The sequence below is a fragment of the Roseibium sp. R5 genome, from assembly GCF_055755305.1.
Window position 1 is genome coordinate 3,319,821 of record NZ_CM146910.1, and the last position, 22,485, is coordinate 3,342,305.

General features: G+C 56.6%; 23 protein-coding genes. 6 read left to right on the forward strand and 17 right to left on the reverse strand.

Annotated elements, in window-relative coordinates; all coding sequences use genetic code 11:
* Positions 1–48 precede the first annotated feature (48 nt).
* From AC0J4F_RS15610 to AC0J4F_RS15630, 5 genes are all read right to left on the reverse strand, one after another.
* Positions 49–1,206: a trans-sulfuration enzyme family protein gene (locus AC0J4F_RS15610; RefSeq protein WP_473023957.1), complete on the reverse strand. Its 1,158-nt coding sequence runs from the start codon at positions 1,204–1,206 to the stop codon at positions 49–51.
* Positions 1,207–1,290: 84 nt separating this feature from the next.
* Positions 1,291–2,118 carry an ABC transporter permease gene (locus AC0J4F_RS15615; RefSeq protein ID WP_008190950.1) on the reverse strand — a complete coding sequence of 276 codons (828 nt, stop codon included), beginning with the start codon at positions 2,116–2,118 and terminating at the stop codon, positions 1,291–1,293.
* Positions 2,115–2,828 (reverse strand): ABC transporter permease, encoded by a 714-nt coding sequence (locus AC0J4F_RS15620; protein WP_473023958.1) that lies wholly within the window; start codon positions 2,826–2,828, stop codon positions 2,115–2,117. The genes AC0J4F_RS15615 and AC0J4F_RS15620 overlap by 4 nt, the downstream gene beginning before the upstream one ends.
* A 134-nt stretch (positions 2,829–2,962) precedes the next feature.
* Entirely contained in the window at positions 2,963–3,739 is a 777-nt protein-coding gene (locus AC0J4F_RS15625) for an ABC transporter substrate-binding protein (protein WP_208326666.1), read from the reverse strand.
* Positions 3,740–3,955: 216 nt separating this feature from the next.
* A complete protein-coding gene (locus AC0J4F_RS15630) occupies positions 3,956–4,450 on the reverse strand; it encodes a hypothetical protein (protein ID WP_473023959.1) in 495 nt (164 codons plus the stop codon).
* Between the two features lie 155 nt (positions 4,451–4,605).
* On the opposite strand from AC0J4F_RS15630, the gene AC0J4F_RS15635 reads away from it, so the two are divergent.
* The gene (locus AC0J4F_RS15635) at positions 4,606–5,253 is read left to right on the forward strand and encodes a glutathione S-transferase family protein (protein WP_473023960.1); all 648 of its coding nucleotides are present in this window, start codon (positions 4,606–4,608) and stop codon (positions 5,251–5,253) included.
* A gap of 5 nt (positions 5,254–5,258) precedes the next feature.
* On the opposite strand, the gene AC0J4F_RS15640 is transcribed toward AC0J4F_RS15635, so the two are convergent.
* On the reverse strand, positions 5,259–6,191 hold the full coding sequence (locus AC0J4F_RS15640; protein ID WP_473023961.1) for a LysR family transcriptional regulator: 933 nt from the start codon (positions 6,189–6,191) through the stop codon (positions 5,259–5,261).
* Positions 6,192–6,345: 154 nt separating this feature from the next.
* On the opposite strand from AC0J4F_RS15640, the gene AC0J4F_RS15645 reads away from it, so the two are divergent.
* Positions 6,346–7,344: an MBL fold metallo-hydrolase gene (locus AC0J4F_RS15645; RefSeq protein WP_473023962.1), complete on the forward strand. Its 999-nt coding sequence runs from the start codon at positions 6,346–6,348 to the stop codon at positions 7,342–7,344.
* A 240-nt stretch (positions 7,345–7,584) separates the two neighbouring features.
* Here the strand turns inward: AC0J4F_RS15645 and AC0J4F_RS15650 are convergent, their stop codons facing one another.
* The 8 genes from AC0J4F_RS15650 to AC0J4F_RS15685 all read right to left on the reverse strand — a co-directional run bounded on the left by AC0J4F_RS15650 (position 7,585) and on the right by AC0J4F_RS15685 (position 14,224).
* Positions 7,585–8,862: a molybdopterin molybdotransferase MoeA gene (locus tag AC0J4F_RS15650; protein WP_473023963.1), complete on the reverse strand. Its 1,278-nt coding sequence runs from the start codon at positions 8,860–8,862 to the stop codon at positions 7,585–7,587.
* On the reverse strand, positions 8,859–9,380 hold the full coding sequence (gene mobB, locus AC0J4F_RS15655; protein ID WP_473023964.1) for a molybdopterin-guanine dinucleotide biosynthesis protein B: 522 nt from the start codon (positions 9,378–9,380) through the stop codon (positions 8,859–8,861). The genes AC0J4F_RS15650 and mobB overlap by 4 nt, the downstream gene beginning before the upstream one ends.
* Positions 9,377–10,030 (reverse strand): molybdenum cofactor guanylyltransferase MobA, encoded by a 654-nt coding sequence (mobA, locus tag AC0J4F_RS15660; RefSeq protein ID WP_473023965.1) that lies wholly within the window; start codon positions 10,028–10,030, stop codon positions 9,377–9,379. Before mobA ends, mobB begins: the two co-directional genes overlap by 4 nt.
* Entirely contained in the window at positions 10,027–10,905 is an 879-nt protein-coding gene (gene fdhD / locus AC0J4F_RS15665; protein WP_473023966.1) for a formate dehydrogenase accessory sulfurtransferase FdhD, read from the reverse strand. Before fdhD ends, mobA begins: the two co-directional genes overlap by 4 nt.
* 66 nt (positions 10,906–10,971) lie before the next feature.
* Positions 10,972–12,141, reverse strand: a complete 1,170-nt coding sequence (locus AC0J4F_RS15670) for a benzoate/H(+) symporter BenE family transporter (RefSeq protein ID WP_473023967.1) — start codon at positions 12,139–12,141, stop codon at positions 10,972–10,974.
* 106 nt (positions 12,142–12,247) lie between these two features.
* Positions 12,248–12,706, reverse strand: coding sequence for a BLUF domain-containing protein (locus AC0J4F_RS15675; RefSeq protein WP_133947703.1), 459 nt, complete (start codon positions 12,704–12,706; stop codon positions 12,248–12,250).
* Positions 12,707–12,914: 208 nt separating this feature from the next.
* Positions 12,915–13,505: a GNAT family N-acetyltransferase gene (locus tag AC0J4F_RS15680; protein WP_473023968.1), complete on the reverse strand. Its 591-nt coding sequence runs from the start codon at positions 13,503–13,505 to the stop codon at positions 12,915–12,917.
* Between the two features lie 38 nt (positions 13,506–13,543).
* A complete protein-coding gene (locus tag AC0J4F_RS15685; protein ID WP_133947041.1) occupies positions 13,544–14,224 on the reverse strand; it encodes an SDR family oxidoreductase in 681 nt (226 codons plus the stop codon).
* 265 nt (positions 14,225–14,489) lie between these two features.
* On the opposite strand from AC0J4F_RS15685, the gene AC0J4F_RS15690 reads away from it, so the two are divergent.
* From AC0J4F_RS15690 to AC0J4F_RS15700, 3 genes are all read left to right on the forward strand, one after another.
* On the forward strand, positions 14,490–15,644 hold the full coding sequence (locus AC0J4F_RS15690) for an Mrp/NBP35 family ATP-binding protein (RefSeq protein WP_473023969.1): 1,155 nt from the start codon (positions 14,490–14,492) through the stop codon (positions 15,642–15,644).
* Between the two features lie 71 nt (positions 15,645–15,715).
* Complete coding sequence (locus AC0J4F_RS15695; RefSeq protein WP_133947043.1) at positions 15,716–16,594, forward strand: DMT family transporter; 879 nt, start codon at positions 15,716–15,718, stop codon at positions 16,592–16,594.
* A gap of 100 nt (positions 16,595–16,694) precedes the next feature.
* On the forward strand, positions 16,695–17,939 hold the full coding sequence (locus AC0J4F_RS15700; protein WP_133947044.1) for a multidrug effflux MFS transporter: 1,245 nt from the start codon (positions 16,695–16,697) through the stop codon (positions 17,937–17,939).
* A 107-nt stretch (positions 17,940–18,046) separates the two neighbouring features.
* Here AC0J4F_RS15700 and moaA read toward each other — a convergent pair whose 3' ends face one another.
* The 3 genes from moaA to AC0J4F_RS15715 all read right to left on the reverse strand — a co-directional run bounded on the left by moaA (position 18,047) and on the right by AC0J4F_RS15715 (position 20,834).
* On the reverse strand, positions 18,047–19,036 hold the full coding sequence (gene moaA, locus AC0J4F_RS15705) for a GTP 3',8-cyclase MoaA (RefSeq protein ID WP_473026436.1): 990 nt from the start codon (positions 19,034–19,036) through the stop codon (positions 18,047–18,049).
* Positions 19,037–19,282: 246 nt separating this feature from the next.
* Positions 19,283–19,735: a MarR family winged helix-turn-helix transcriptional regulator gene (locus AC0J4F_RS15710; RefSeq protein WP_473023970.1), complete on the reverse strand. Its 453-nt coding sequence runs from the start codon at positions 19,733–19,735 to the stop codon at positions 19,283–19,285.
* A complete protein-coding gene (locus AC0J4F_RS15715) occupies positions 19,728–20,834 on the reverse strand; it encodes an Acg family FMN-binding oxidoreductase (protein WP_473023971.1) in 1,107 nt (368 codons plus the stop codon). The genes AC0J4F_RS15710 and AC0J4F_RS15715 overlap by 8 nt, the downstream gene beginning before the upstream one ends.
* 167 nt (positions 20,835–21,001) lie before the next feature.
* Here AC0J4F_RS15715 and AC0J4F_RS15720 point away from each other — a divergent pair, with 167 nt between their 5' ends.
* Positions 21,002–22,438: a cryptochrome/photolyase family protein gene (locus AC0J4F_RS15720; protein ID WP_473023972.1), complete on the forward strand. Its 1,437-nt coding sequence runs from the start codon at positions 21,002–21,004 to the stop codon at positions 22,436–22,438.
* The last annotated feature ends 47 nt before the right edge of the window (positions 22,439–22,485 follow it).

The window sequence follows — 22,485 nt, forward strand, 5'->3', positions numbered from 1 at the left end:
ATCACCGGCCTATTGCGATTGACTGTCTGGTTTTCCAAGGACCATGGATTAGATTGCTTTCAGTGCCGCATCGAAGTCGGCGATCAGATCATCGATGTGTTCGATGCCAAGCGAGAGGCGCAGGAGGTTCCCCGGGATACCGGAAGTTTCGCCTTCAATGGAGCGGCGATGCTCGATGAGGCTTTCCGTACCGCCCAGCGATGTTGCCCGCTGGAACAGCGTCAGCGCTCCGGTGACTTTGAGCGCTTCCTCTTTGCCGCCCTTGGTCTGAACGGACATCAAAGATCCATATCCGCCCGACATCTGTGCCTTTGCGACTGTGTGGTCCTTGTGGCCGGCTAGCCCTGGATAAAGGACCTTCTCGATCTTTGAGTGCGTCTCAAGGTGTTCTGCCAAAGCCTGTGCGTTGGCATTCATGCGCTCAACGCGAAGGCTCAGGGTTCTGAGACCCCGCAGCAGCAGCCAAGCTTCAAATGAGCCCATCACGGCGCCGGCCATCTTGCGTTCCGTCTTGATGAAGTCCCAGGCTTCTGACTTGGCATCGCGTGTGGTGACGACACCGCCAAGGAGATCAGAGTGTCCGTTCAAGGCTTTTGTTGCCGAATGCATGACCAAATCCGCTCCAAGTGTGAGCGGCTTCAGGATCAGCGGGGTTGCGGCTGTGGCGTCGACCGCAAGGAGAGCGTCCGCAGCTTTACAGAGTTCTGCGGCTTTCTCGATGTCTGGGACCTTGAGGTAGGGATTGCTTGGAACCTCAAGCCAGACAAGGTCGGGCTTGGTGATAGCCAGTTCATCACGAAAGGTGGCGAGATCGCTCGCATCGCATTCAACCAGGGCGATGTTGTTGCGGGCGCAGTGTTCACGCAGGAACAGAGTGGTTCCCCAATAAATCCCGGACTGGACCATCAAAGTACCGCCCGGTTTCACAACCCGTGCAACAGCTGCAACTGCGGCCATGCCTGAAGAGAACAGCCGGCTTTCCGCGCCGTTTTCCAGCGTTGCGAGCAGATTCTCCGTCTTGCGGAAGAGGTCATTGTCGTCCCGGCTATAAAGGTGACCGTCGCTCACCAAGGCGTAGTTTTCGTCCCGCACAAATGTTGTCGCCACCGGAATGGGAGGCACAACAGCTCCGGTCGCGGCATCGAACCCACCGCCGCCATGAGCGAGGAGCGTGTCAGCGTGAAGCGGTGGTTTGTGTGAGGACATGAAAGGCTCCATCACCACGCCCGGTGTCGAGAACTGACGGGCGGGTTTATCAATATTGAAGAATTGGGGAAGCGGTGAGGGGGCTCACCGCTTCAAGTGCCGGGTCAGCCGGGCTTCGATCTTGTCCCAGATCCGGCGCAACGTTTCCACGATCAACAGATAGGCAACCGCCGCCCAAATGTAAGCCTGGAAATCGTAGGACCGCGAATAGGCACGGCGGGTTTCGCCCATGAGATCGTAGATTGTTACGATTGACGCAATCGCCGATCCCTTGATCATCAGGATGATCTCGTTGCCGTAGGGCCGCAAGGCGACCATCAAGGCCTGAGGCAGGATGATCTTGAAGAAAATCACATTTCTGGAGAGCCCGAGAGCTTCTCCGCCCTCCCATTGGCCTTTCGGCACGTTCTGGATCGCGCCGCGCAGGATCTCGGCCTGATAGGCCGCCGTGTTCAACGAGAACGTGAAGATCACACAGTACCAGGCATCGCGGAAGAACCACCAGAGACCGGCAGCTTTCAGCTCTTCGCTGAAGGATCCAAAGCCGTAATAGACCATGAACGCCTGGGCGAGCAGAGGCGTGCCACGAAAGAAGTTCACATAGGCATAGGCCGGCCAGGAGAAGATTTTCAGTTTTGACGCGCGCCCGGCTGCAATCGGCACCGAAAGCAGCGCACCCAGCACCAGTGAGACGCTGACGATCTGGATCGTGACGATGAAGCCATCGACATATTCAGGCCAGTACTTCTGGAAAAACGGGCTCGCGACGTTAGAGCCAAGAAAATACAGCAGATAAAGACCGGACAGGATCCAAAGCGCCATCAGCACATGGCCGGCGATCCGGAGGTTGGTCCACTTTTTCTGCGGTGGTGGCGGGCGTGTCATGCCGGTTGAGGGATTGGCTGCGATCATCTGGCGGAGTCTCCCCGTTTGGACCAGCGTTCAATGCGGAGCAGCCCCACAGAGGAAATCATGGTCAGAAGGAGGTAGATGACCAGCACCAGCCCAAAGAACAGGAACGGCTCTTTGGTCACACGTGCAGCAATCCCGGCTTCCCGCACCAGGTCTGCCAAGCCGATGACGGACACAAGCGAGGTTTCCTTCAACAGGATCAGCCAGAGGTTTCCGAGCGCGGGCAAGGCAAGGCGGATCAACTGCGGCAGGATGATCAAACGCATCGTCTTGTAGCGCGACAGGCCAAGCGCGTAGCCGCCTTCATACTGGCCTTGCGGAATGCCATTAAATGCGGACAGGAAGGCTTCGGAGGCATAGGAGGAAAACACCAAAGACAGCGCCACCATCCCTGCGACAAATGAGTTGACCTCGAAGTAGATGTCGTAGCCGAGCAGCTTGATGAATTCCTGGATGGCGATTTGAACGCCGAAATAGACCAGGAACAGGGTCAGGAGCTCTGGAAGGCCACGGAAGATTGTTGTGTAGATGTTGGCCGCCAGCTTGAGACTGGGTTCGGACGAGTTTTTGGCCAGTGCAATCAGAAAACCAAGGATAAGCCCGATCGGTAAGGTTGCGAGCGCCAGCGATACGGTGATCAGCACACCTGAGGCAATCGTATCACCCCAGCCTTGTTCCCCAAAGGATAACAGCGTCAAAGCTTCATTCATGAGCCGGCGCTTCTTTCTGTTTTGTCGTTGTTAGTCCAGCCGCCCCTCCGGCTGGCAGCGTGAGGACCACCTCACGATAAAGCGTGGCCCGGAGGTCCGCGCCACGCTTCAAAGGTTTTCACACCGCGATCAGATTAGCCGCCGTATACGTCGAAAGAGAAGTACTTATCGTTGATTTCTTTGTACTTTCCGTTCGCAATGATGGCTTCGATCGCTGCGTTGAATTTGTCTTTCAGCTCATCTTCGCCCTTGCGGATCGCGATGCCGGCACCTTCACCGTTGATGACCGGGTCGGACTTCAACGTGCTCAGGACTTTACAGCATGCACCGTTGTCGGTTGCGAGCCAGTCGGACAGAACCACAACGTCTTCGATCACAGCGTCGATACGGCCGTTTTCGAGATCCAGCTTGTATTCGTCAGCAGTCGGATACAGCTTCAGCTCGGCATCCGGGAAGTGAGCTTCCGCATAGTTGGAGTGGGTCGTGGAGGACTGTGCGCCAAGAAGAATGCCGCTCAGGTCGTCCTTGGTAACACCGGTCAGCTTGGTGTCTTTCGGAACACCGATTGCCGGCGGGGTGTTGTAGTACTTGTTGGTGAAGTCGACCTTCTGCTTGCGCTCTTCGGTGATCGACATGGACGCGATGATGGCGTCGTATTTGCCAGCCTGCAGTGCCGGGATCATGCCGTCCCAGTCCTGAGTGACGAATTCGCACTCGACCTTCATTTCTTCGCAAAGAGCGTTGGCGATATCGATGTCGAAGCCAACAAGCTGACCGTCAGCGGTCAGGGAGTTGAACGGAGGGTAGGCGCCCTCGGTTCCGATGCGGACCTTGGACCAGTCTTTTGCAGTTGCGCCACCAACCGTGGCCAGGACTGCAACCGCAGCTGCGGCCATACGCACAAAACGCATATTGATTCCCCTAGTATTTTGTTTGGGTTTCAGGCGGGTTCGTCCCGCCTTTTTGCCCGAAGGCCCTATTCCATACACTTCGATCCAAATTTCAAGCATGCCCATGAAAAAAACACAGCGGAAATTTGCCTTTTTTTGATCCAATTAGGCATGCCGTAGGGAAATGCTGGCCGGTTGGCGAACATTGTTGTTTGGTTTTGCCCAATATCGAGACAATTATCTTTCGCGGCCGTTGTCGATGCTGTTCGCCAAGAGAGCGGTATCTTGCCGTGCTCCGGCGGGTTCGCCGGCATCCGCAGGGGTGGCGTCGGAAATGGCGAGAACCGAGGCCAGAGAAACGACGGGCTTGAAAAGGGCTGATCTGCTGGTGCTTTCGTCAGAAGATGGCGCAAACACGGGCTGTCGGCTTGCCTCAGCGATTTTTTGCTCAAACTGGGCCCGCTCTGCTTCTGGAAGATTGTCCAGATCCTGTTCGCTCAGTCCATGTTTTTCAAGTTTGAGGTGGCGCAATTTCTGATCTTCGGGCAGCGCTTTCCAGTCTTCGTATTGGCGGGCGAGCTCTGCCCTGATCTCAGACATGTTGAAAGGAGATTTGGACGAAGAAAGAGGTTTGTTTGTTTGGGCAACGGTCAAAGTCTTGGCTGCGGCGGAAACGGTCATCGGATGTATGTCCTTAAAAATCAGAAACACATATTCCGATGCAAACAGCATGCCGTTGTCCACCCATGAGACTTCCTTATGGGATTGATGAACTTATTCAATTGGAAGCGGCCGCCGGGTGCCGGTAGGACAATATCGCCCGGCACAGTTTGCCGGTCACATCTCATGACACAATCTGGAAACGGATTTGAAAGCGGGCGGAGCAGATGGCCGAATTCGAACTCTTCATCGGGAACAAGAACTATTCGACCTGGTCGTTCCGACCCTGGATCGCAATGCGGCACAAGGGCATTGCGTTCAAGGAAACGCTTGTTCCTTTCGACTTTGAAAACGGCAATCCGAAGTTTCGTGACTTCTCGCCGAGCATGAAAATTCCTGTGCTGAAGCACGGTGATCTTACGGTTTGGGACAGCCTTGCGATCCTTGAGTATGTTGCCGATTGCTATCCCGACAAGGGGCTATGGCCGACGGAACTTGAAGCGCGTGCGCGCGCAAGATCAGCCTCGGCGGAAATGCATTCAGGTTTTCCGGCTCTGAGAGCCGAATGTCCGATGAACATGCGCCGCCCGGCTGAAAAGCGGTCCGTCAGCGAGGCCGTCCAGGCGGATGTCGGCCGGATCCTTGAGATTTGGGAAGAGTGTCTCGAGGTCTCCGGCGGACCGTTTTTGTTCGGCGATTTCACGATTGCAGATGCCATGTATGCGCCCGTCGTGAGCCGGTTTGACACCTACGGCCTCAGCGATGCGTCTGTTGCCGCCAAATACAGCCAAACCTTGCGCGGGCTTGACGCCTGGCAGGAATGGGAAGCTGAGGCACTCAAGGAGACGTGGGTCGTCGCCGTGGATGAGGTTTGACGGGCTTATTCCGCTGCAGCCAAACGGGTGGTCGGGTCTGCAAAGGCCTGCTGCTCATCCAGATGAGCTTGAAGGTCCGAGACAAACTGGCGGACTTTCATCGGTATGAAGCGGTAAGACGGATAAACCGCGTGGATGGGATGAACACCATAGGACCAATCCGCAAGGATCAGTTCCAGTTCTCCCGTTCCAAAGTGCGGTGCTGACAGCCAGGTTACCGCGGTGGAGATGCCCAAGCCTGCGATTGCTGCACGGCGGAGGGCCGCAGAATTGTTGATCACCATTGTTGGCGACACAGCAACCTTGGTTGCCTTTCCTGTGGGGCCGACGAGCTCGATGGATCCAGCCTCGGCGATATGCGGATAAAGCAGGAAGTCGTGCGTTTTGAGATCGTCCGGTGTCTCGGGTCGCCCCCTCCGGTTCAGATAGTCTGGTGAGGCCACAAGGCATCGTTTCATGTCGCCGAGCTTTTTGACGATCAACCGGTCGTCACGCAAATGCCCCATTCGAATGGCGACATCAATCCGCTCCTTTTGCAGATCCACCATGGCGTCCGACAGTTGCACGTCGAACAAGATGTTCGGATAGGCCGTCTTGAACCTGGTCAGGAAGCCTGCCAGCTCCGGCTCTGTGAAGGCATACGGCAGGCTGACGGTGAGGCGGCCACTCATTTGGGCTTCATTGCTTTGTACCGACCGGTCCGCCTCGGAGAGCTTCTCCAGAATGTCACTGGCATAAGCGAAATAGCGTTCCCCCGCCTCGGTCAAAGACAAGCGCCGTGTCGTGCGGTTGATCAGCCGTGTTCCGAGCGTGTCCTCCAGGCTTCGGACCTGTTGGCTGACCGCTGGCTGTGACACGCCCAAGTGCGTTGCGGCCGCGGAAAAACTACCCAGTCTCACCGCGTTCACAAAACTGCTGAGCGCGCTCAATTTGTCCATTTCAGTCTCCTGAAGCCGCCAGAAAATATAATTCATAAGTTGAGCTTCTGGTTCTTATAAATAATCTCCGGCTTTAAAATCCAGAAGAATAAATCAATTAAAGGGCACGGCCTCTTTAGGGGGCGGATTGGCAGAACGGCATTGGAGAATAGATATGACCGTTGAAACAATTTCCATGAACCGTCGTGGCTTCTTGGGCGGCGCCATGACCGGCGGTGCTGCACTTGGCGCGGCAAGTGCTTTGAGCCTCATCCCGGCATCAGCACAGGCGGCAGCGCCGTTGGCTGGGTCGCCAATGGTGGGTGCATTGCGGCGCAAGGTTGGTGATTTCGAAGTGACAGCGCTCCTCGACGGTTACCTGCAACTGGGTCCAGAACTCTTCGTTGGCTACGAAGAAGAAACTGCGGCGAAACTTCGTGAGGCGGCCTTTATTGAAGGTCAGGCTCTCACTGGACCGGTGAACGCTTATCTCGTCAACACCGGCGACAAATTGGTGCTGATAGATGCGGGCACATCCGACAAGATGGGGCCGACACTGGGGCATCTAAGCAGTGCTTTGTCCGCAGCTGGTGTCACGCCGGAACAGATCGATGCGGTTCTGATCACCCATATGCACCCGGATCACCTTTTCGGCGTGCTGACACCGGCAGGTGAAAAAGCGTTCCCGAATGCTGAATTGCTGCTGCCTGAGCTGGATAACACCTTCTGGTACGATGATGCAGCACTGAACGCAGCGCCCGAACAGTTCAAACCGTTTTTCCTTGGAGCTCGCGCAAGCGCAGATGCCTACAAGTCCACCCAGACACTGTTCAATCCGGGAAAGGAACTCTTTCCGGGCATCATTGCGAAGGCTTTGCCGGGCCACACGCCCGGACATGTCGGCTTCGTCATCGAAAGCAATGGCGAACAGCTGATCATTGCGGCGGACGTCATTCACGCAACAACATATCAATTCGAGCATCCGGAATGGGCAATTGCCTTTGATATCGATCCGGCGCAGGCAATTGAGACCCGGAAGAAGTTTTTCGATGAGATTTCGGCCGACAGGGTGATGTTTGCCGGAATGCACATCCCGTTCCCGGGTTTTGGCTATCTCGCCAAACAAGGCGATGGCTACCGCTTCGTCGCGGCCGACTGGCCGTACACGTTCTAATAAAACCAAAGTACTTGAAAAAAGCAGTCCCGGCCTTGAGCCGGGACCATCGTTTCACAGATCCCGGCTCGAGGCCGGGAATGCACCATGGTGAAACGGTCGCGCCCATTTATTTCGACTGTGTTTCATTTCGAACGCGCACAAATCAGCTAACGGGGTGACGATATTACCCGATGAAGTGATTGGTCTTGAAGTTCGTAGAATCCGCTGATCAGAAGGGACGTTTCTAGATTAGCCGGATCACACAACGCCCATACCGGAGAAGGGCAGGAAGGTGACCAGCTCACCGCGTTTTACAGAGGTTGCGTCTTCCGGGATCTCGATCAGCCCGTCCGCTTCGCGCAGACCCGTGATCAGGCCAGAGCCGTCACGGTCGAATTTGCGGGCGATTGTCTTGCCGTTTTCGTCGATCCCAAGGATGCCTCTGTAGAACTCCCGGCGATCCGGTTTCTTTTTTGGAACCTCGAAGTCCGCCGGGGCCTGGAACCGTTGTGGTTCCACAAAACCGCCGCCACCTAAAACACTGATGACCGGGCGGCCATAGAGCAGAAAACAGACCATCGCCGCGACCGGGTTGCCGGGCAGTCCAAGAAACACGCAGTTTCCGATCTGGCCGAACATCATAGGCCGTCCCGGCTTGATGGCGAGTTGCCACATGTGCCGCTGGCCAAGCTTTTCCAGCGAGGTCTGCATGTGATCTTCTTCGCCGCGGCTTGCCCCGCCGGTCGTCAGGATGATGTCAAAGGTCTTTGAGGCTTCAGCCAGAGTGTTTTCGACAAGACCGGCATCGTCCTTCAAGATCCCCAGATCTTCGATTTCGACCGGCAGCCCGGACGCGAGGCTTTTCAGCAAGTAGTGATTGGAATCGTAGACGTCCCCGACGGTGATCAGATCGCCGGGTCGGCGCAATTCATCGCCGGTTGAAACGAGCGCGACTTTAAGCTTTCGATAGACCGTGAATTCGGCAAGTCCGGTCGACGCAATCGCTGCAAGGTCTTGAGGCTTCAGCCGGTGCCCGGAGGTCAATATCTTCGTGCCTTCGGCAACATCTTCACCGGCCTTCCGGCAATTGGCACCTTTCTTTAGGCCTTGGGGCACGATGACGAAGTCTTCGCCGTCCTGACTGTGGGTTTCACAGTCTTCCTGCATGGCGACCGAGTCAGCGCCCGGCGGCATGACGGCTCCGGTGAAGATCCGGGCGGCGCCCCAAGGCGCAAGCATTTCGTTGCTGGCATGACCGGCGGCAATACGCTGGCGCAACCGGAAAAAACCACCGGCTTCATCATGGTCTGCAAAGCGGAATGCATACCCGTCGACAGCGGAATTGTCGGCGAGCGGAATGTTGCGCGGCGCGGTGATGTCTTCTGCCAGGATCCGGCCGAACGCATCGCCCAGGGGAATGGTCTCCAACGCAGCCACCGGCGTAAGCCGGTCTTTCAGAATAGCTAGGGCCTCGGCGTGTTTCAGCCGGTCCTTGTCGTGCAGAAAGCAGTCATTCAAAAGAGGCTTTGCCGTCATGACTGGACACTCTGCAGGCTGAGGTGGCTGGTTATGAAGTCAGCAAGACCGGAGATGTCATCGAGATCATAAACAGGCAACGTTTCGTCAGGAATTGCATGATCAGCGGCAACAGCCAAAATGTGCGGGTCCTCCGGTGATAAAGGGCCTTTGCTGGCCGATTCCGTGCGTCTCGCTTCAATCTTCGGATGGTTTTCCCGCTTATACCCTTCGATCAGGATCAAGTCGCAGGGCGCCAATCGCGGGAGAATTGCTGAAAGCGGTGGTTCTTGTTCCTCACGCAGCTCGTGCATCAAGGCCCAACGGCGGCCGGATACAAGAGCGACTTCAACGGCACCGGCTTCCCGGTGCCGGTAACTGTCGGCGCCTGGCCGATCGATATCGAAGTTGTGGTGTGCGTGTTTGACTGTAGACACCTTAAGACCACGGGAGGTGAACTCCGCCACCAGCCGGGTCACCAATTGCGTCTTGCCGGAGTTCTTCCAGCCAGTAATTCCGAAGACAGGCGTTGATATCATGAGGACAAAAGGCTCGCCGCGTTGCGGGCCGTCTCAAGATCATCCGGCCGGTTGGCATTGAAAAACGGATCCAGGCCGGTCGCCTGATCCAATTCGAAACCGACTTCGATGCTGTCATGACGGTCGACAAAGGCCAGTACCTTGCCGCTTTGTCCCGTCGACAGCCAGTCGTGCAGATCGTTATAGAGCGCGACCGGCCAAAGACCAAAGACCGGGTGGAGTTTGTCAGACGAACTGGCGAGCGCGATCACCGGATTGTCGCCGGGAGCCGCTTCCAGGAAACGATCAACCAGATTGGCCGGATAAAACGGCGTATCTCCGGCGACGGAAACGACATGGCTGACGTGAGGCAGATTGCGCCGTGCGTGATCAAGTCCTGCGAGGACACCAGCAAGAGGGCCTGCAAAGCCGCCGATCGGGTCAGGCTCTACCGGAAGCCGGAACTGAGCAAACCGCTCGGGGTCGCCATTTGCATTCAGTACGATCTGGGAGACCTGCGGGTTGAGCCGATCCAGAATGAGCTCCAGCATCGATTTGCCATTGAGATCAATCAGCGTCTTGTCGCCGCCGCCCATCCGGCGCGATTGCCCGCCCGCGAGCACACAGCCGAGGACACGGTCTTTGGAGATCAGAGCATTTGCCGGGGTCATTCCGCTTTTTCACTCCCTTTCCGGCCGGAACCACGGGGTTCGTCATCCGCAAGCGCGGGATCCATATCAAAGTCAATCCGTTCTGAGCTGGACAGCACGACGAATCTCTTGCCCCGCGCCCGGCCAATCAAGGTCAAACCGGCTTGCTGGGCAAGTTCCACGCCCCAAGCGGTAAAGCCGGAGCGCGACACGAGAATTGGAATCCCCATCATGACAGTCTTGATGACCATTTCGGATGTCAGACGTCCTGTTGTGTAGAAGATCTTGTCGTCTGCCGGGATCTTGTTCAGCTCCATCCAGCCGGCGATCTTGTCGACAGCGTTGTGGCGGCCGACATCCTCCATGTAGACCAGCGGCTGGTCATGACGGCACAACACGCAGCCATGGATCGCACCAGCTTCCAGATAAAGCGACGGTGTTGTGTTGATCGCCTTGGTGAGCGCATAGAGCCAGGATGTTTTCAGCCGGGCGTCTTTTGGAAGGTCGATGGTTTCAAAGCCTTCCATGACATCACCGAAAACGGTGCCTTGGGCACAGCCGGAGGTCCGGACCTTCTTCTTCATCTTGTCTTCGAAGTTGGTCTCGCGCTCTGTGCGAACGATAACCACTTCGAGATCATCATCGTATTCGATCCCGGTAATGACATCGTCGGGTGCCAGCATGTTCTGGTTTTTGAGATAGCCGACGGCAAGCAGGTCCGGATGATCACCGATGGTCATCATCGTTACCACTTCCTGGGAATTCAGAAACAGGGTGAGAGGTTTTTCGGTGACCACTCTTGTGTCGACTTCAGCACCGGTGTGGTCGACCCCGGTTACGGTGGTCGAAAGGGCGGGATTGAAAGGGTCGGGTTGCAGTATGTAGGGCGCCGTCACAGGCACAGAACTCCAAAGTTGTTTCGTCTGGAAGACTATGGGAGCCAAAGGGGGAAGGGCAAGCACTTAAGTCTGTTTTCGAAAGCGCATAAGTGCCATGAACGCTCCCCCTGCAAGAAGTCCCCAAAAGGCGCCGGATACCCCGAAGAAGCTGACACCGGAGGCAGTTATTGCAAAGGTGATGATCGCGCTGTCCCGCGTTTCGGCCTCTTTGGTCGCTTCACCGATTGAAAACGCAAGCGCGCCAAGCAAGGCAAGACCTGCTACGGCTTCAATCAAGACACCAGGTGTTGCGGCCACGAACGCCATGACCAGACCGGCGAAGAGTCCAAACAGGATATAAATCACACCGGCAAACACGGCCGCCCAATAGCGGGCGGCTGGATCCTTGTGTGCATCTTCACCGGCGCACATGGCGGCCGTGATTGCGGCAAGGTTTACGGCGTGCCCGCCGAACGGGGCCGATACCAAGCTGAAGACACCGGAGAGCGTAAATAAAGAGCTGCTGTTCGGCTGGTAGCCAAAGGCCCTCAAGACTGCGATGCCCGGAATGTTCTGAGACGCCATCGTCACGATAAAAAGCGGCAGTGCGATGCTGACCAAAGCCTCGAAAGTGAACACCGGCAGGATAACAAGCGGTTGGCTGATGAGAGGCGTTTCTTCAAGTTCGAGCGAACCGCCGGTCAAAAATGCAATGCCGAAGGTAACGACCATGGCCAGCGGGACGGCGTAGAGCCTGGCAAAACGGACAGCGACTGCCCAGGTCAGGATTACCGCCAGAGCATATACCGGCATTTCGCTGACTGCCCGCACCGGAGCAAGACACAGCCCGAAAAGAACGCCCGCCAGCATGGCATTCGCAAGCGGACTTGGGATCGCTGCAACGGCGCGCCCAAAAGGGCGGATCAGGCCTGCCAGAATGATCAGGACTGCGCAGACAAGAAAGGCACCAACGGCAGCAGCGAAACCGCCCTCGACTGCACCGGCGGATGCAAGCAAGGCGGCACCCGGCGTGGACCAGGCAATGCTGACCGGGATCTTTGTCCAGAGCGATGCGACGACAGCGCAAAGGCCCATGGAGATGGACAGGGCCATCAAGCCACTGGTTGCCTCTGCGGGCGAAGCTCCGGTGGCATTCAACCCCTGGATGACGATGGCGAAGGAACTGGCAAAGCCGACGATTGCGGCGAGCAGCCCGGCAGAAAAGGACTGGAAGGACGGGTGTGCGGCGGACATGAAAATGTGATTCCAAGGAAAGGGAACCACACCCTAGTCCCCACGAAGTGGAGATGGCCAGATCAGTTCAGCCGCAAACCGTTCTCTTTGGGGTTCGGGTCGGGGCTCAGATCATCAACATGTCGTTGGTCATCCGGCCTTCGCGCAGCTCCTTGGCGAAGTGGCTGAGCGCCAGATAAGCCTCATCGCGGGTGACTTCACCCGGATGATCAAGGAGTGGGCGGAGTTCTGCATGCCGGGATGCAGCAATGCCGTCCGTCAGATCTCGGAAGAACATTAGTGAGTTCGGAAACAACCTGTAATCGGCCGGCTCGTGAATGATGCCCTCAATGTCGTGGAGGCGCGGATCATTCATGACACAGTACACGGTGTCGAGCACCGGTCCGGTATAGCCTTCCAGGACCTGAATGATGTGCTGATCGACAAGAAGCAAAGCCCCGGTCACACCTGCGCGGCGGTTGATGCGCCGAATGCGCAGCAAGGTCTTGTCGATTTCATCCGGCAGGGGCAAGCGCATGTTGTCCCATTTGATCTTGCTGCGGTAGCAGGCCCGGTAGAGTTCCATTGCTCGTGTCCCATCCAATCCCCGATAAGACCAGCCTGCGCTTCAATTCCTCACATTTGCTTAAAATTTGAATCAAATTGGAAGAAGAGGACCGGTTTTCGACAGGTCCTCTCTTTGGTCTGACGATTCCGGTGCTGTTGATTCAAAAGATCAGCATCAAGAAAGCTGTGCACAAATACATTGGCTGATCTTCTTGTGTGAAAGCGGCTCAGATGTCTCGCGACAGTTTGAACCTTAGGCCGTTCTTAACCGCTGGCCATTCGTGTGGAAGAATCGAATAGACCGCCGTATCCCTCAATGCACCATCTGCGGATCTTTGGTGGGACCGCAACACGCCATCAAGGCGTGCACCAAGCCGCTCGATGGCTGTCCGGCTTTGCCGGTTCAGGAAGTGGGTCCGGAACTCCACCGCTATACAGTCCAGCTCTTCAAATGCGTGCGTGAGCAGCATCAGCTTGCACTCTGTGTTGAGGCCGGTTCGTTGAACAGACTTGCGATACCAGGTGGAGCCGATCTCGACACGTTTGTGAACCGGGTCGATGTTCATGTATGTCGTCATGCCGACTGCCTTGCCATCCGGTGTGAGAACCGCAAAGGGCAACATCGAGCCGGCCTCCTGCAATCCGAGGCGCCGCTCAATTTCTGCCCGAACGTCTTCAGGCTTCGGAATGCTCGTATACCAGGCCTTCCATAAATCCCCTTCGGCCGAAGCTTCCGAGAGATCGTCCGCGTGTTCAAGGCTGAGAGGAACGAGAGCGACATGTGTACCGGTCAAGGTAATGGGTAAGGGCCAGGACATTGAATGATCCGCTATTTGGTTGGTGCGTTGTTCGTCTTTTAGAAGGGCCGTTCTTCGCCGCTCCATTTGAAGAACTTGCCGGTGTCTTTCAACGTGAGGGCTTCGCTTAGGTTCAGAATGCCCGAAGCAACATCGGCGGGGCAGTTATCGGCTTCCGGTCCGCCCATGTCGGTACGGACCCAGCCCGGATCGATCAAGGCAACCGGAACCCCTTCGTCTTCGAGCTCTGTTGCCAGACCTTGCATCACTTTGTTCACAGCCGCCTTGGATGCACGGTAGGCAATACGGTCGGACTTGCGATAGCCCATCCAGGACATCTGGCTGGAGACCGTGATGATTGTGCCGGGTTTGTCTTTCAAGATGTGAGGCAGAAAGGATTGGCTGACGGCGAGGGGACCAAGGGTGTTGATTGCCAGCGTTTCGTGAAAGCCGTCATAGTCCATATCGAGAGGGCTTTGCCGGTCGGGTCCGATTATGCCCGCATTGTTGATCAGGACGTCGATTGAGACGTCGAGTGCTTCTGCAGCTGCTTCCACGGCCTTGTGATCGGTAACGTCAAACACGAGAGGCGAGACTTTGCCGTCAAAGGCTTCAGTGACCTCGCGGGCAGCCTCCGCTGACCTGACAGACCCATAAACAGTCCAGCTCTTGGCAAGAGCGGCGGCGACAAGTTCGCGGCCAATTCCGCGATTGATGGCGGTAATCAGACAGGTGGTCATAAGTTTTCTCGAAAGGTGGTTGTTCAGGCGATTGGGCTGAAACTATCCGGATTGCCTGGGGGAGGGTCAAGGACAACATTGTCCTCTCTACGCAAGGGGGACAATGTTGAGCGCTCAACACACCTTGTAACGCGCAATCATCAACCCTAAGAAACAGAAGGAAATCACCTTAAAAGGTGAAAATCATGGAATAAGGTGATTTAGGGCCGATATGGCACATCAGCGGAGGAGCGCTGCGATCACCTGAGACCGACAGGACGCATAGATGAGTGAAACCATAAAAAACGCCGTAATGGACCGGCTGCGCCAGATCAAAGGGCCTGACCTGGAGGGCGACATCGTCTCGCTTGGACTGGTTTCAGACGTTTTCGTGTCCGATGGCCGTGTTGCGTTTTCCATTACCGTCCCGGCTGCGCGGGCTCAGGAACTGGAGCCCTTGCGTCAGGCGGCCGAAAAAGTCGTGAAGGAAGTCGACGGTGTTGAAAACGCCATGGTTGCCCTGACCGCGGAGCGCGCGCCTGGAAGTGCCCCGGCACGTCCGCCGCAACCTGCCCCTGCCCCTGCGCCGAGAGCGCCAAGACCCCCGCAAGAAGAACAGGCCTCCGCCAAACCGGGTGTTCCGGGGATTAAGCACATTGTTGCAGTTGCGTCCGGAAAGGGCGGTGTTGGCAAATCGACCACAACTGCGAACCTCGCGCTGGGCATGGCTGCAAATGGTTTGAGGGTCGGTGTTCTCGATGCCGACATTTATGGACCGTCCGTGCCGCGGCTTTTCAACGTCTCCGGACGTCCGGAAGCCCTGTCCGGTCGCATGCTCAAGCCGTTGGAAGGCTATGGCGTCAAGGTGATGTCCATGGGCTTCATGGTGGAAGAAGAAACCCCGATGATCTGGCGTGGTCCGATGGTGATCTCCGCGCTTACTCAGATGCTACGCGAAGTTGCCTGGGGTGAGCTCGATGTCCTCGTGGTCGATATGCCTCCGGGAACCGGCGATGCGCAGCTAACCATGGCCCAACAGGTGCCGCTGGCAGGGGCTGTGATTGTCTCTACCCCGCAGGATCTTGCCTTGATTGATGCCCGCAAAGGGCTTGCCATGTTTAAGAAGGTCGACGTGCCGGTTCTCGGCATCGTTGAAAACATGAGCTACTTCCTCTGCCCAGATTGCGGCAGCCGTCATGACATCTTCGGCCACGGGGGCGCACGCGCCGACGCTGAGCGGCTTGGTGTGCCATTCCTAGGAGAGGTGCCGTTGGCGATGAAGATCCGTGAGACGTCCGATGCAGGAACGCCAATCGTTGTGTCTGATCCGGAAGGCCAGTCTGCGCAAATCTACAAAGAGATCGCGGGCAAAGTGATGGCTGGCATCGAAGGCGGGACGGACAGTGCAGATCGCGCAGCACCCGCGATTGTTTTTGAATAGTCCGCGCAATAGTTTAGTTTGGATCGGGCAGGGGCGGTGTTCCTGCCCGAATTTCTTTTAAAGGCATTTTTATGGACCATCCGAGCAACAGCCGGGCGATTGCAGCGATGCTGATCGCCATGGCTGGCTTCATCTTGAACGATACGCTGGTCAAGATGGCTTCTGATGCGGTGCCGCTCGGACAGATTATTCTAGTACGTGGTTTGATCTGCATCGCCGCGCTGGGCGTTGCCGGTGCTGTGACCGGGCTGTTTCACAATACGCGTGTTCTGGCTCATCCAGCGGTACTGCTTCGGGCACTCGCAGAGACAGCGGCCACCATCCTCTATTTGACGGCTCTCTTCCAGTTGCCGATCGCCAATGCGACTGCGATTCTTCAGGTGTTGCCGCTCGTGGTGACCGCTGCAGCAGCGGTTTTTCTAAAAGACGCGGTTGGGTGGCGCCGATGGAGCGCGATCCTTGTCGGTCTGATCGGTGTTTTATTGATCATCCGGCCGGGGTTGGAGGGCTTCAATGCGTTCTCCCTTCTGGCACTGGCAGGTGTTGGCTGCATGGCGCTGCGGGATCTTGCAACCCGTCAGTTGCCCAAGGATGTCCCGACCCTCGGTGTCGCCTTGGTAAGTTTTATTGCCGTGACGCTGCTTGGTACCTTCTTAACCGTGCAATCCGGCTGGACCGATCTGTCTTTGGTGGAATACGGCTATCTCGGCGGGGCGGCTGTTTTTGTCCTGGCTGGATACGTCTTCATTATTCTGGCGATGCGGCTTGGGGACATCGCCGTGGTTGCGCCCTTCCGGTACACCATTGTCGTCTGGGCGATTTTTCTGGGCTACATTGTGTGGGGCGATGTCCCGGATGGAATCACATTGGTAGGCATTGCTATCGTGATCGCTTCCGGCACCTACAGCTTTTTCCGGGAGCGCAAAGCTGGCGCAGCGGATACAAGATGATATTCAACTATCGCGATAGTTTATGTCGTCTTCAATTAATAAGATTGATTTTTTGAGAGCGCCTTCCTAAGGTCTGCGTTCAGCGAAAAGAACACTTGAAATGGCCTCAGATCTGACTGCGCATACAACCCGGGAACCCAAACGGATCGCGTTTGTTGTCATGCTCATGGGCATTTCGACATTGTCTCCCTTTGCGATGAACATCTATCTGCCATCGGTCGACGGCATGATGAGTGCGTTCTCGGCTACTGCTGCTGAGATCCAGCTCACATTGGCGTTCTATTTCATCGCAATTGCTGGAGCGCAGATTTTTTTGGGGCCGATCTCCGATCAGTTCGGCAGGCGCCCTGTTGTTGTTGCAGGAATGGTGCTGTTCGTTATCGGCAGCGTGTTGTGTTTGATGGCACCGACAGTTGAGGCCCTGATAGCTGCCCGTATTGTTCAAGCGATCGGCGGCGGGGCCGGTCTCGTTCTGGCCCGTGCCATCGTTCGGGACGTCTACGGACGCGACAAAGCAGCCAGCATGATCGGTTATGTTGCTATGGGCATGGCCGTCGCGCCGACCATTGGGCCCGCGATTGGCGGTTTTCTCGACGCGCATTACGGTTGGCGGGGTGGTTTTGTGTTGATGCTGATTTTTGGGATCGGCGTAACCATTTGTGCCTGGCTGTTCCTTCCCGAGACCAATCAGCACAAAAAGGCGGTCAGTCTGAAGCAGATCGGGCAGGGCTACGCAGACTTGTTCAAGGTGAAGATGTTCTGGGTGTATTGCGGAGCATCGACCTTTATGGCCTGGCTGTACTTTGCCTATCTCGGCGGTGCCCCATTTGTGGCGGCCGGTGTGTTTAATATGGCTCCTGCGGAAATCGGCCTTTATCTGATGGTGGTCTCAATCGGCTATATCATCGGGAACTTCATCACCGGCCGAATTGCAGCTCGTGCAGGGATTGCCCGGATGATCGCACTTGGTGTGATCACGGGTGTCTTTGGGGTGTCGCTTCTTGTCGTTGGGACTTTGACGGATAGCCTTACCGGGGCGTTGTTTTTCCTGCCGATGTTTTTCATCGGTCTGGGCAATGGGCTTGGCATTCCAAGCGCCATCTCTGGAGCTGTAAGCATCCGCCCTGATCTTGCCGGCACGGCTTCCGGAATGCTGAGTTTTCTCCAGGTTGGCGCCGGTGCACTGGTTTCTAGTGCCGTCGCCTATATGTTCTCGGCTGACATTGCTGGTGGCGGTGAGATGCCGATGATCCTGGTCATGGTTGTCGGAGGCGTTTTCGGACTGGCGTGTGTGCTCGCCGTTTTTCTCGGCGAGCGGCAAGACACACCATATGAAGACCGGTGAGCAATCACTCAGCAGCGCGTTTGCTGTTGCTGCGCGGTAAAACTGCCGCGCAACATGTTTCTTGCTGCTTCGCGTTTCTGGCTTTCCGAAACGACTGAGGCCTGTGCTTAGCCGCCTGTAACACTCATATGCCGGGAAACCGCCGGCTGATTGCGCTCCCGGTCAATGACAAAGTCGTGCCCCTTTGGCTTGCGCCCAATGGCCTCGTCGATTGCGTCACTCAGCAGTTCGTTGCCCTCTGAGGCGCGCAGAGGCGCACGCAGATCCGCCATGTCATCCTGACCCAGGCACATGTAAAGTTGGCCCGTGCAGGTCACGCGGACCCGGTTGCAGCTTTCGCAGAAATTGTGGGTCATCGGCGTGATGAACCCGAGACGGCCGCCGGTTTCCTCAACCGTGACATAGCGCGCTGGACCACCGGTCTTATAAGGGATGTCCGTCAGGGTGAAGCGTTCGCTCAGGCGTTGGCGCACGGTGGAGAGCGGTAGATACTGATCGGTGCGATCTTCGTTGATCTCGCCAAGCGGCATGGTCTCGATCATTGTGAGATCGTACCCATACTCATGGCACCAGGTCATCATGCTCTCAATTTCATGCTCATTCACTTGTTTGAGCGCGACCATATTGATCTTGATGGCAAGCCCGGCTTCCTTGGCAACGCGAATGCCGTCCATGACTTTGGCAAGGTCACCCCAGCGGGTGACTGCCTTGAATTTTTGCGGGTCCAGCGTGTCGATGGAAACATTGATCCGGCGGACACCGCAATCATAAAGCTCGCGGGCAAAGCGGGCCAGCTGGGATCCGTTGGTGGTGAGCGTCAGCTCGTCCAGAGCGCCGCTGTCCAGATGCCGCCCGAGGCTGCGGATCAGGCTCATGATATTTTTGCGCACCAGCGGTTCACCGCCCGTCAGGCGCAGCTTGCGGACACCTTTTTCGATGAAAGCGGTGCACAGGCGGTCCAGCTCTTCAAGGCTGAGAACTTCGCGCTTCGGCAGGAACGTCATGTCCTCTGCCATGCAGTACACGCAGCGGAAATCACAGCGGTCTGTTACGGAGACCCGCAGATAGGAAACGGCGCGGCCAAAGGGATCGATCATCGGTTTGGGCCTTGCGGATGTCTCTGGTGCCGCCGGTTTCGAAACCACGATATTGCCGTCTGTCACGTTCCGCTCTCCCTCAGAATTGTCTTTGACGGCGGGTCTTCGCCCGCTCCTGCATCATATGGAACAAACCGGCATGTTTTCAAACAAAACCGGAGCCAAATGGTACAGTTCCGAATTATGGGTAAACTGGTTAGTGTAGTTCTGTCAATCGCGCGCGAGCTCCGCGAGTCGCCAGGGGCCTCAATTCTCGTCGCGATACGCGTCCATGAAACTGCGGACTTCCGCCAGAAGCGGTAGGATTTCCGCGATTTTTTCCTCCGGTATCGCCGATTTTATCGCCGACATGTCCGGGTCAATCGAGCGGATGGCCGTCTCACGGAATTGTCGTCCGGCTTCGGTGAGCCAGACTGTTTTGCTGCGGCCGTCTTTTGGGTTGGGGCGCATGTCAACCAAGCCGTGGTCCAGTAAACCGCTCAACGTGTGGGTCATTGTCGTCTTGGGAACCTGAAAAGCTTTGGCAAGCGCAAGCGGCGTTTGACCGTCTTTGACCCGTATCAGGTGATTGATCACGCTAAAGTGGGGCAGGGTCAGGCCCTTCGGCAGCCGGGCTTCCATCGCAGCCCGGCTCAATTGGGCGATAATGCTGATTTCATTAAAAAAACTGAACAGCGTATGGCGGGACGCGTTATCCATTCATCATCCGTGTTTCAAGGGGCCAGCGCGGCGTGCGGGCGGTTTGTGGCCCGAATCCCAATCGTCCAAGCATCTGAACAGTTTCTCCCGGTTTGGCAAGCAGGCGGTGCGCTTCGGCATAGTGAGGGGTCATTTCGTCAAATTCCTGCAGCGCCTGGCTCACCGGGTGAAGCGCCAATCCGAGACGTGTCGTTTCCAAGTTGAGCCTCAGCCAGCGGCGGCCAGCCTCTATCTGATCCTGCCGCGTGTTTGCCGGCGTTGTCAGGCTGATATAGGCGGGCGTTGCATGGAGCATTGCCTGGTACATTTTCACGCCTTCCTGAAACCCAGTGGACTCCGGGTCCAGCTGGCTGTCCTTGGTCAGAAGGCCTGCCACCATCAGGCTTTCCAGGAACGGACCGCCGAGATCAATGCCGTCCGGATTCGCATTGATTTCCGCTTTGCCGAAGCGCATCAAATCGACGCTTTCCTTCAAGGTCCGGTGGGTGTTCATTTCCGTCAACCATGCCTTCCAGGTCAGGTCCTTGATACTTTCAACATCCGCCGGATCGGTCCAGACAGAGCCATAGGTCTGGAGTTGCGCCGCCATGGCCTCTGGAATCTGCGTGTCCTGAAATGGCTCCTTGCAAGACCGTCGGTCCATGATATGCGCGCCCAATGGATCTGCGTCCTCTCCCTCTACCAATAAAACATCCCCGATTGGACCATCAGTTCCTTCTGGAAAGAGCGAAATCTCAGCCGAAAGGCCTTTGAGGCTAGCGGCAATGGCCATTTGTTCCAGGAAGCAACCGAGACCAATGAAGATCTGCCGGTGATAAGGGTCAGTGTGAGGGAGATCTCGCGCCGGATCTCTGTGCAGCCGGAATGTGTTCTTGTCAGTCAACTCGATCAGCCAGGGCTGCCGGTTATGCGGGTTTGGAGCAAGCAAGGCGTAAGACAGCGCAAACAGCCGTGGATCTTCGTATCCGCCGGCGCTGCTCCACGGTTTGAGCGCCTTTTCTGGAGTCCGGGTTGCGAGAAATGTGCCGGCCGATGCGGTGGCGGCAACTATCAGACCACCTCCAAGGAGGGCGAGCGTTTTGCGGCGGGAAACTGACATGGAAGGCTCCTATATGATGCGATATCGCACTATATAATACGATATCGCACTAAATCAAGATGTGGTGCCAGGCGTTCGGTTTTTGGGAGCATGTGCTTTTAAAGTCAGAGAAAAATTGATCTGAAGAGGGGCGGCCGCGTAGGAAAGAGACACACTTAAGAGGCGTTATGACTACAATCGTTTGGTTCCGGCAGGACTTACGTGTTTCGGACAATCCGGCCCTTCATGAAGCGACTCGGCGCGGCCCGGTGTTGCCGGTCTATATTCTTGAAACACCGGATCAATCTGGCGATGGCCATCCCTTGGGCGGCGCCAGCCGGTGGTGGTTGCATCACAGCTTGGCGGCGCTGAAGGAAGACCTCCCGGGTCTTGTCTTTCTGCGCGGCAGCGCGCGGCATCTGATCCCGGAACTCGTTCAGGAGACCGGTGCAGATGCTGTCTACTGGAACCGATGTTATGAGCCCCACGCCATCGAACGCGACAGTGCGCTGAAAGAGGCCCTGAAAACGGACCTGATCGATGCCAAGAGTTTTAAGGCCTCTCTGCTGTTTGAGCCCTGGGATGTCGAAACGAAGACCGGTGGCCCCTACAAAGTCTACTCGCCGTTCTGGAAGGCGGCTCAACAAATCAGCGTGCCGGATCCCTTGCCGGCCCCAGAGGAGATTGACTTCGCCGCCTACGACAAAGGCGATAGCTTGTCCGATCTGGAGTTGCTGCCGACCAAGCCGAACTGGGCCGAAGGCTGGGAAGATATCTGGCAGCCTGGGGAAGCCGGCGCCAAAGACCGTCTGATCGAGTTTTTGGATCACGGATTGTCCGGCTATGGCGACAAGCGCAACCGGCCGGACTTGCCCAACGTCTCACGTTTGTCGCCGCACCTTCACTTTGGCGACATCTCGCCGAGGCAGGTGTGGTCGGCAACCCAGCATGCAACCGCACGCAAATCCGGCCTTGCCAGCGACGGGCACAAGTTCCTTTCGGAAATCGCCTGGCGCGAGTTTTCCTATCATCTCCTCTATCATTTCCCGCAATTGCCGGAGAAAAACTGGCGGCCTGCCTTCGACGCATATCCTTGGCGGGAGAGCGAGGAGGATCTCACAAAATGGCAAAAGGGATTGACCGGGTATCCGATGGTCGATGCCGGGATGCGCGAGCTCTGGCACACGGGCTACATGCACAATCGGGTCCGTATGCTGGCTGGCAGTTTTCTGGTCAAGCATCTCCGCCTTCACTGGAAACATGGAGAGGCCTGGTTCCGCGACACGCTGGTCGATGCGGATCTTGCCAACAACTCGGCAAGCTGGCAGTGGGTGGCCGGATCTGGTGCGGATGCGGCTCCATATTTCCGGATCTTCAATCCGATTTCTCAGGGACCGAAATTCGATCCGGACGGCAAATACGTGCGCCGCTGGGTTCCGGAATTGGCAAAGCTGCCGACAAAACACCTGTTTTCGCCCTTCGAGGCCCCGGCCAGTGTCCTGCGGGAGGCAGGCGTCCGGCTTGGAGAGACATACCCGTATCCGATTGTTGATCACAGCAAGGCCCGCCAAGCTGCGCTCGACGGCTATGAGGATGTGAAATCAGCGGGACAAGATGCAGCTTGACCCGTTGTTTTTGCCCGGTATCGTCGCGCCACCAAATTCAGCCTAAC

Coding starts and splice junctions, on each gene's coding strand:
- AC0J4F_RS15610 (WP_473023957.1), bottom strand. CDS start 1,206: ATGTCCTCACACAAACCACCGCTTCACGCTGACACGCTCCTCGCTCAT.
- AC0J4F_RS15615 (WP_008190950.1), bottom strand. CDS start 2,118: ATGATCGCAGCCAATCCCTCAACCGGCATGACACGCCCGCCACCACCG.
- AC0J4F_RS15620 (WP_473023958.1), bottom strand. CDS start 2,828: ATGAATGAAGCTTTGACGCTGTTATCCTTTGGGGAACAAGGCTGGGGT.
- AC0J4F_RS15625 (WP_208326666.1), bottom strand. CDS start 3,739: ATGCGTTTTGTGCGTATGGCCGCAGCTGCGGTTGCAGTCCTGGCCACG.
- AC0J4F_RS15630 (WP_473023959.1), bottom strand. CDS start 4,450: ATGCTGTTTGCATCGGAATATGTGTTTCTGATTTTTAAGGACATACAT.
- AC0J4F_RS15635 (WP_473023960.1), top strand. CDS start 4,606: ATGGCCGAATTCGAACTCTTCATCGGGAACAAGAACTATTCGACCTGG.
- AC0J4F_RS15640 (WP_473023961.1), bottom strand. CDS start 6,191: ATGGACAAATTGAGCGCGCTCAGCAGTTTTGTGAACGCGGTGAGACTG.
- AC0J4F_RS15645 (WP_473023962.1), top strand. CDS start 6,346: ATGACCGTTGAAACAATTTCCATGAACCGTCGTGGCTTCTTGGGCGGC.
- AC0J4F_RS15650 (WP_473023963.1), bottom strand. CDS start 8,862: ATGACGGCAAAGCCTCTTTTGAATGACTGCTTTCTGCACGACAAGGAC.
- mobB (WP_473023964.1), bottom strand. CDS start 9,380: ATGATATCAACGCCTGTCTTCGGAATTACTGGCTGGAAGAACTCCGGC.
- mobA (WP_473023965.1), bottom strand. CDS start 10,030: ATGACCCCGGCAAATGCTCTGATCTCCAAAGACCGTGTCCTCGGCTGT.
- AC0J4F_RS15670 (WP_473023967.1), bottom strand. CDS start 12,141: ATGTCCGCCGCACACCCGTCCTTCCAGTCCTTTTCTGCCGGGCTGCTC.
- AC0J4F_RS15675 (WP_133947703.1), bottom strand. CDS start 12,706: ATGGAACTCTACCGGGCCTGCTACCGCAGCAAGATCAAATGGGACAAC.
- AC0J4F_RS15680 (WP_473023968.1), bottom strand. CDS start 13,505: ATGTCCTGGCCCTTACCCATTACCTTGACCGGTACACATGTCGCTCTC.
- AC0J4F_RS15685 (WP_133947041.1), bottom strand. CDS start 14,224: ATGACCACCTGTCTGATTACCGCCATCAATCGCGGAATTGGCCGCGAA.
- AC0J4F_RS15690 (WP_473023969.1), top strand. CDS start 14,490: ATGAGTGAAACCATAAAAAACGCCGTAATGGACCGGCTGCGCCAGATC.
- AC0J4F_RS15695 (WP_133947043.1), top strand. CDS start 15,716: ATGGACCATCCGAGCAACAGCCGGGCGATTGCAGCGATGCTGATCGCC.
- AC0J4F_RS15700 (WP_133947044.1), top strand. CDS start 16,695: ATGGCCTCAGATCTGACTGCGCATACAACCCGGGAACCCAAACGGATC.
- moaA (WP_473026436.1), bottom strand. CDS start 19,036: ATGATCGATCCCTTTGGCCGCGCCGTTTCCTATCTGCGGGTCTCCGTA.
- AC0J4F_RS15710 (WP_473023970.1), bottom strand. CDS start 19,735: ATGGATAACGCGTCCCGCCATACGCTGTTCAGTTTTTTTAATGAAATC.
- AC0J4F_RS15715 (WP_473023971.1), bottom strand. CDS start 20,834: ATGTCAGTTTCCCGCCGCAAAACGCTCGCCCTCCTTGGAGGTGGTCTG.
- AC0J4F_RS15720 (WP_473023972.1), top strand. CDS start 21,002: ATGACTACAATCGTTTGGTTCCGGCAGGACTTACGTGTTTCGGACAAT.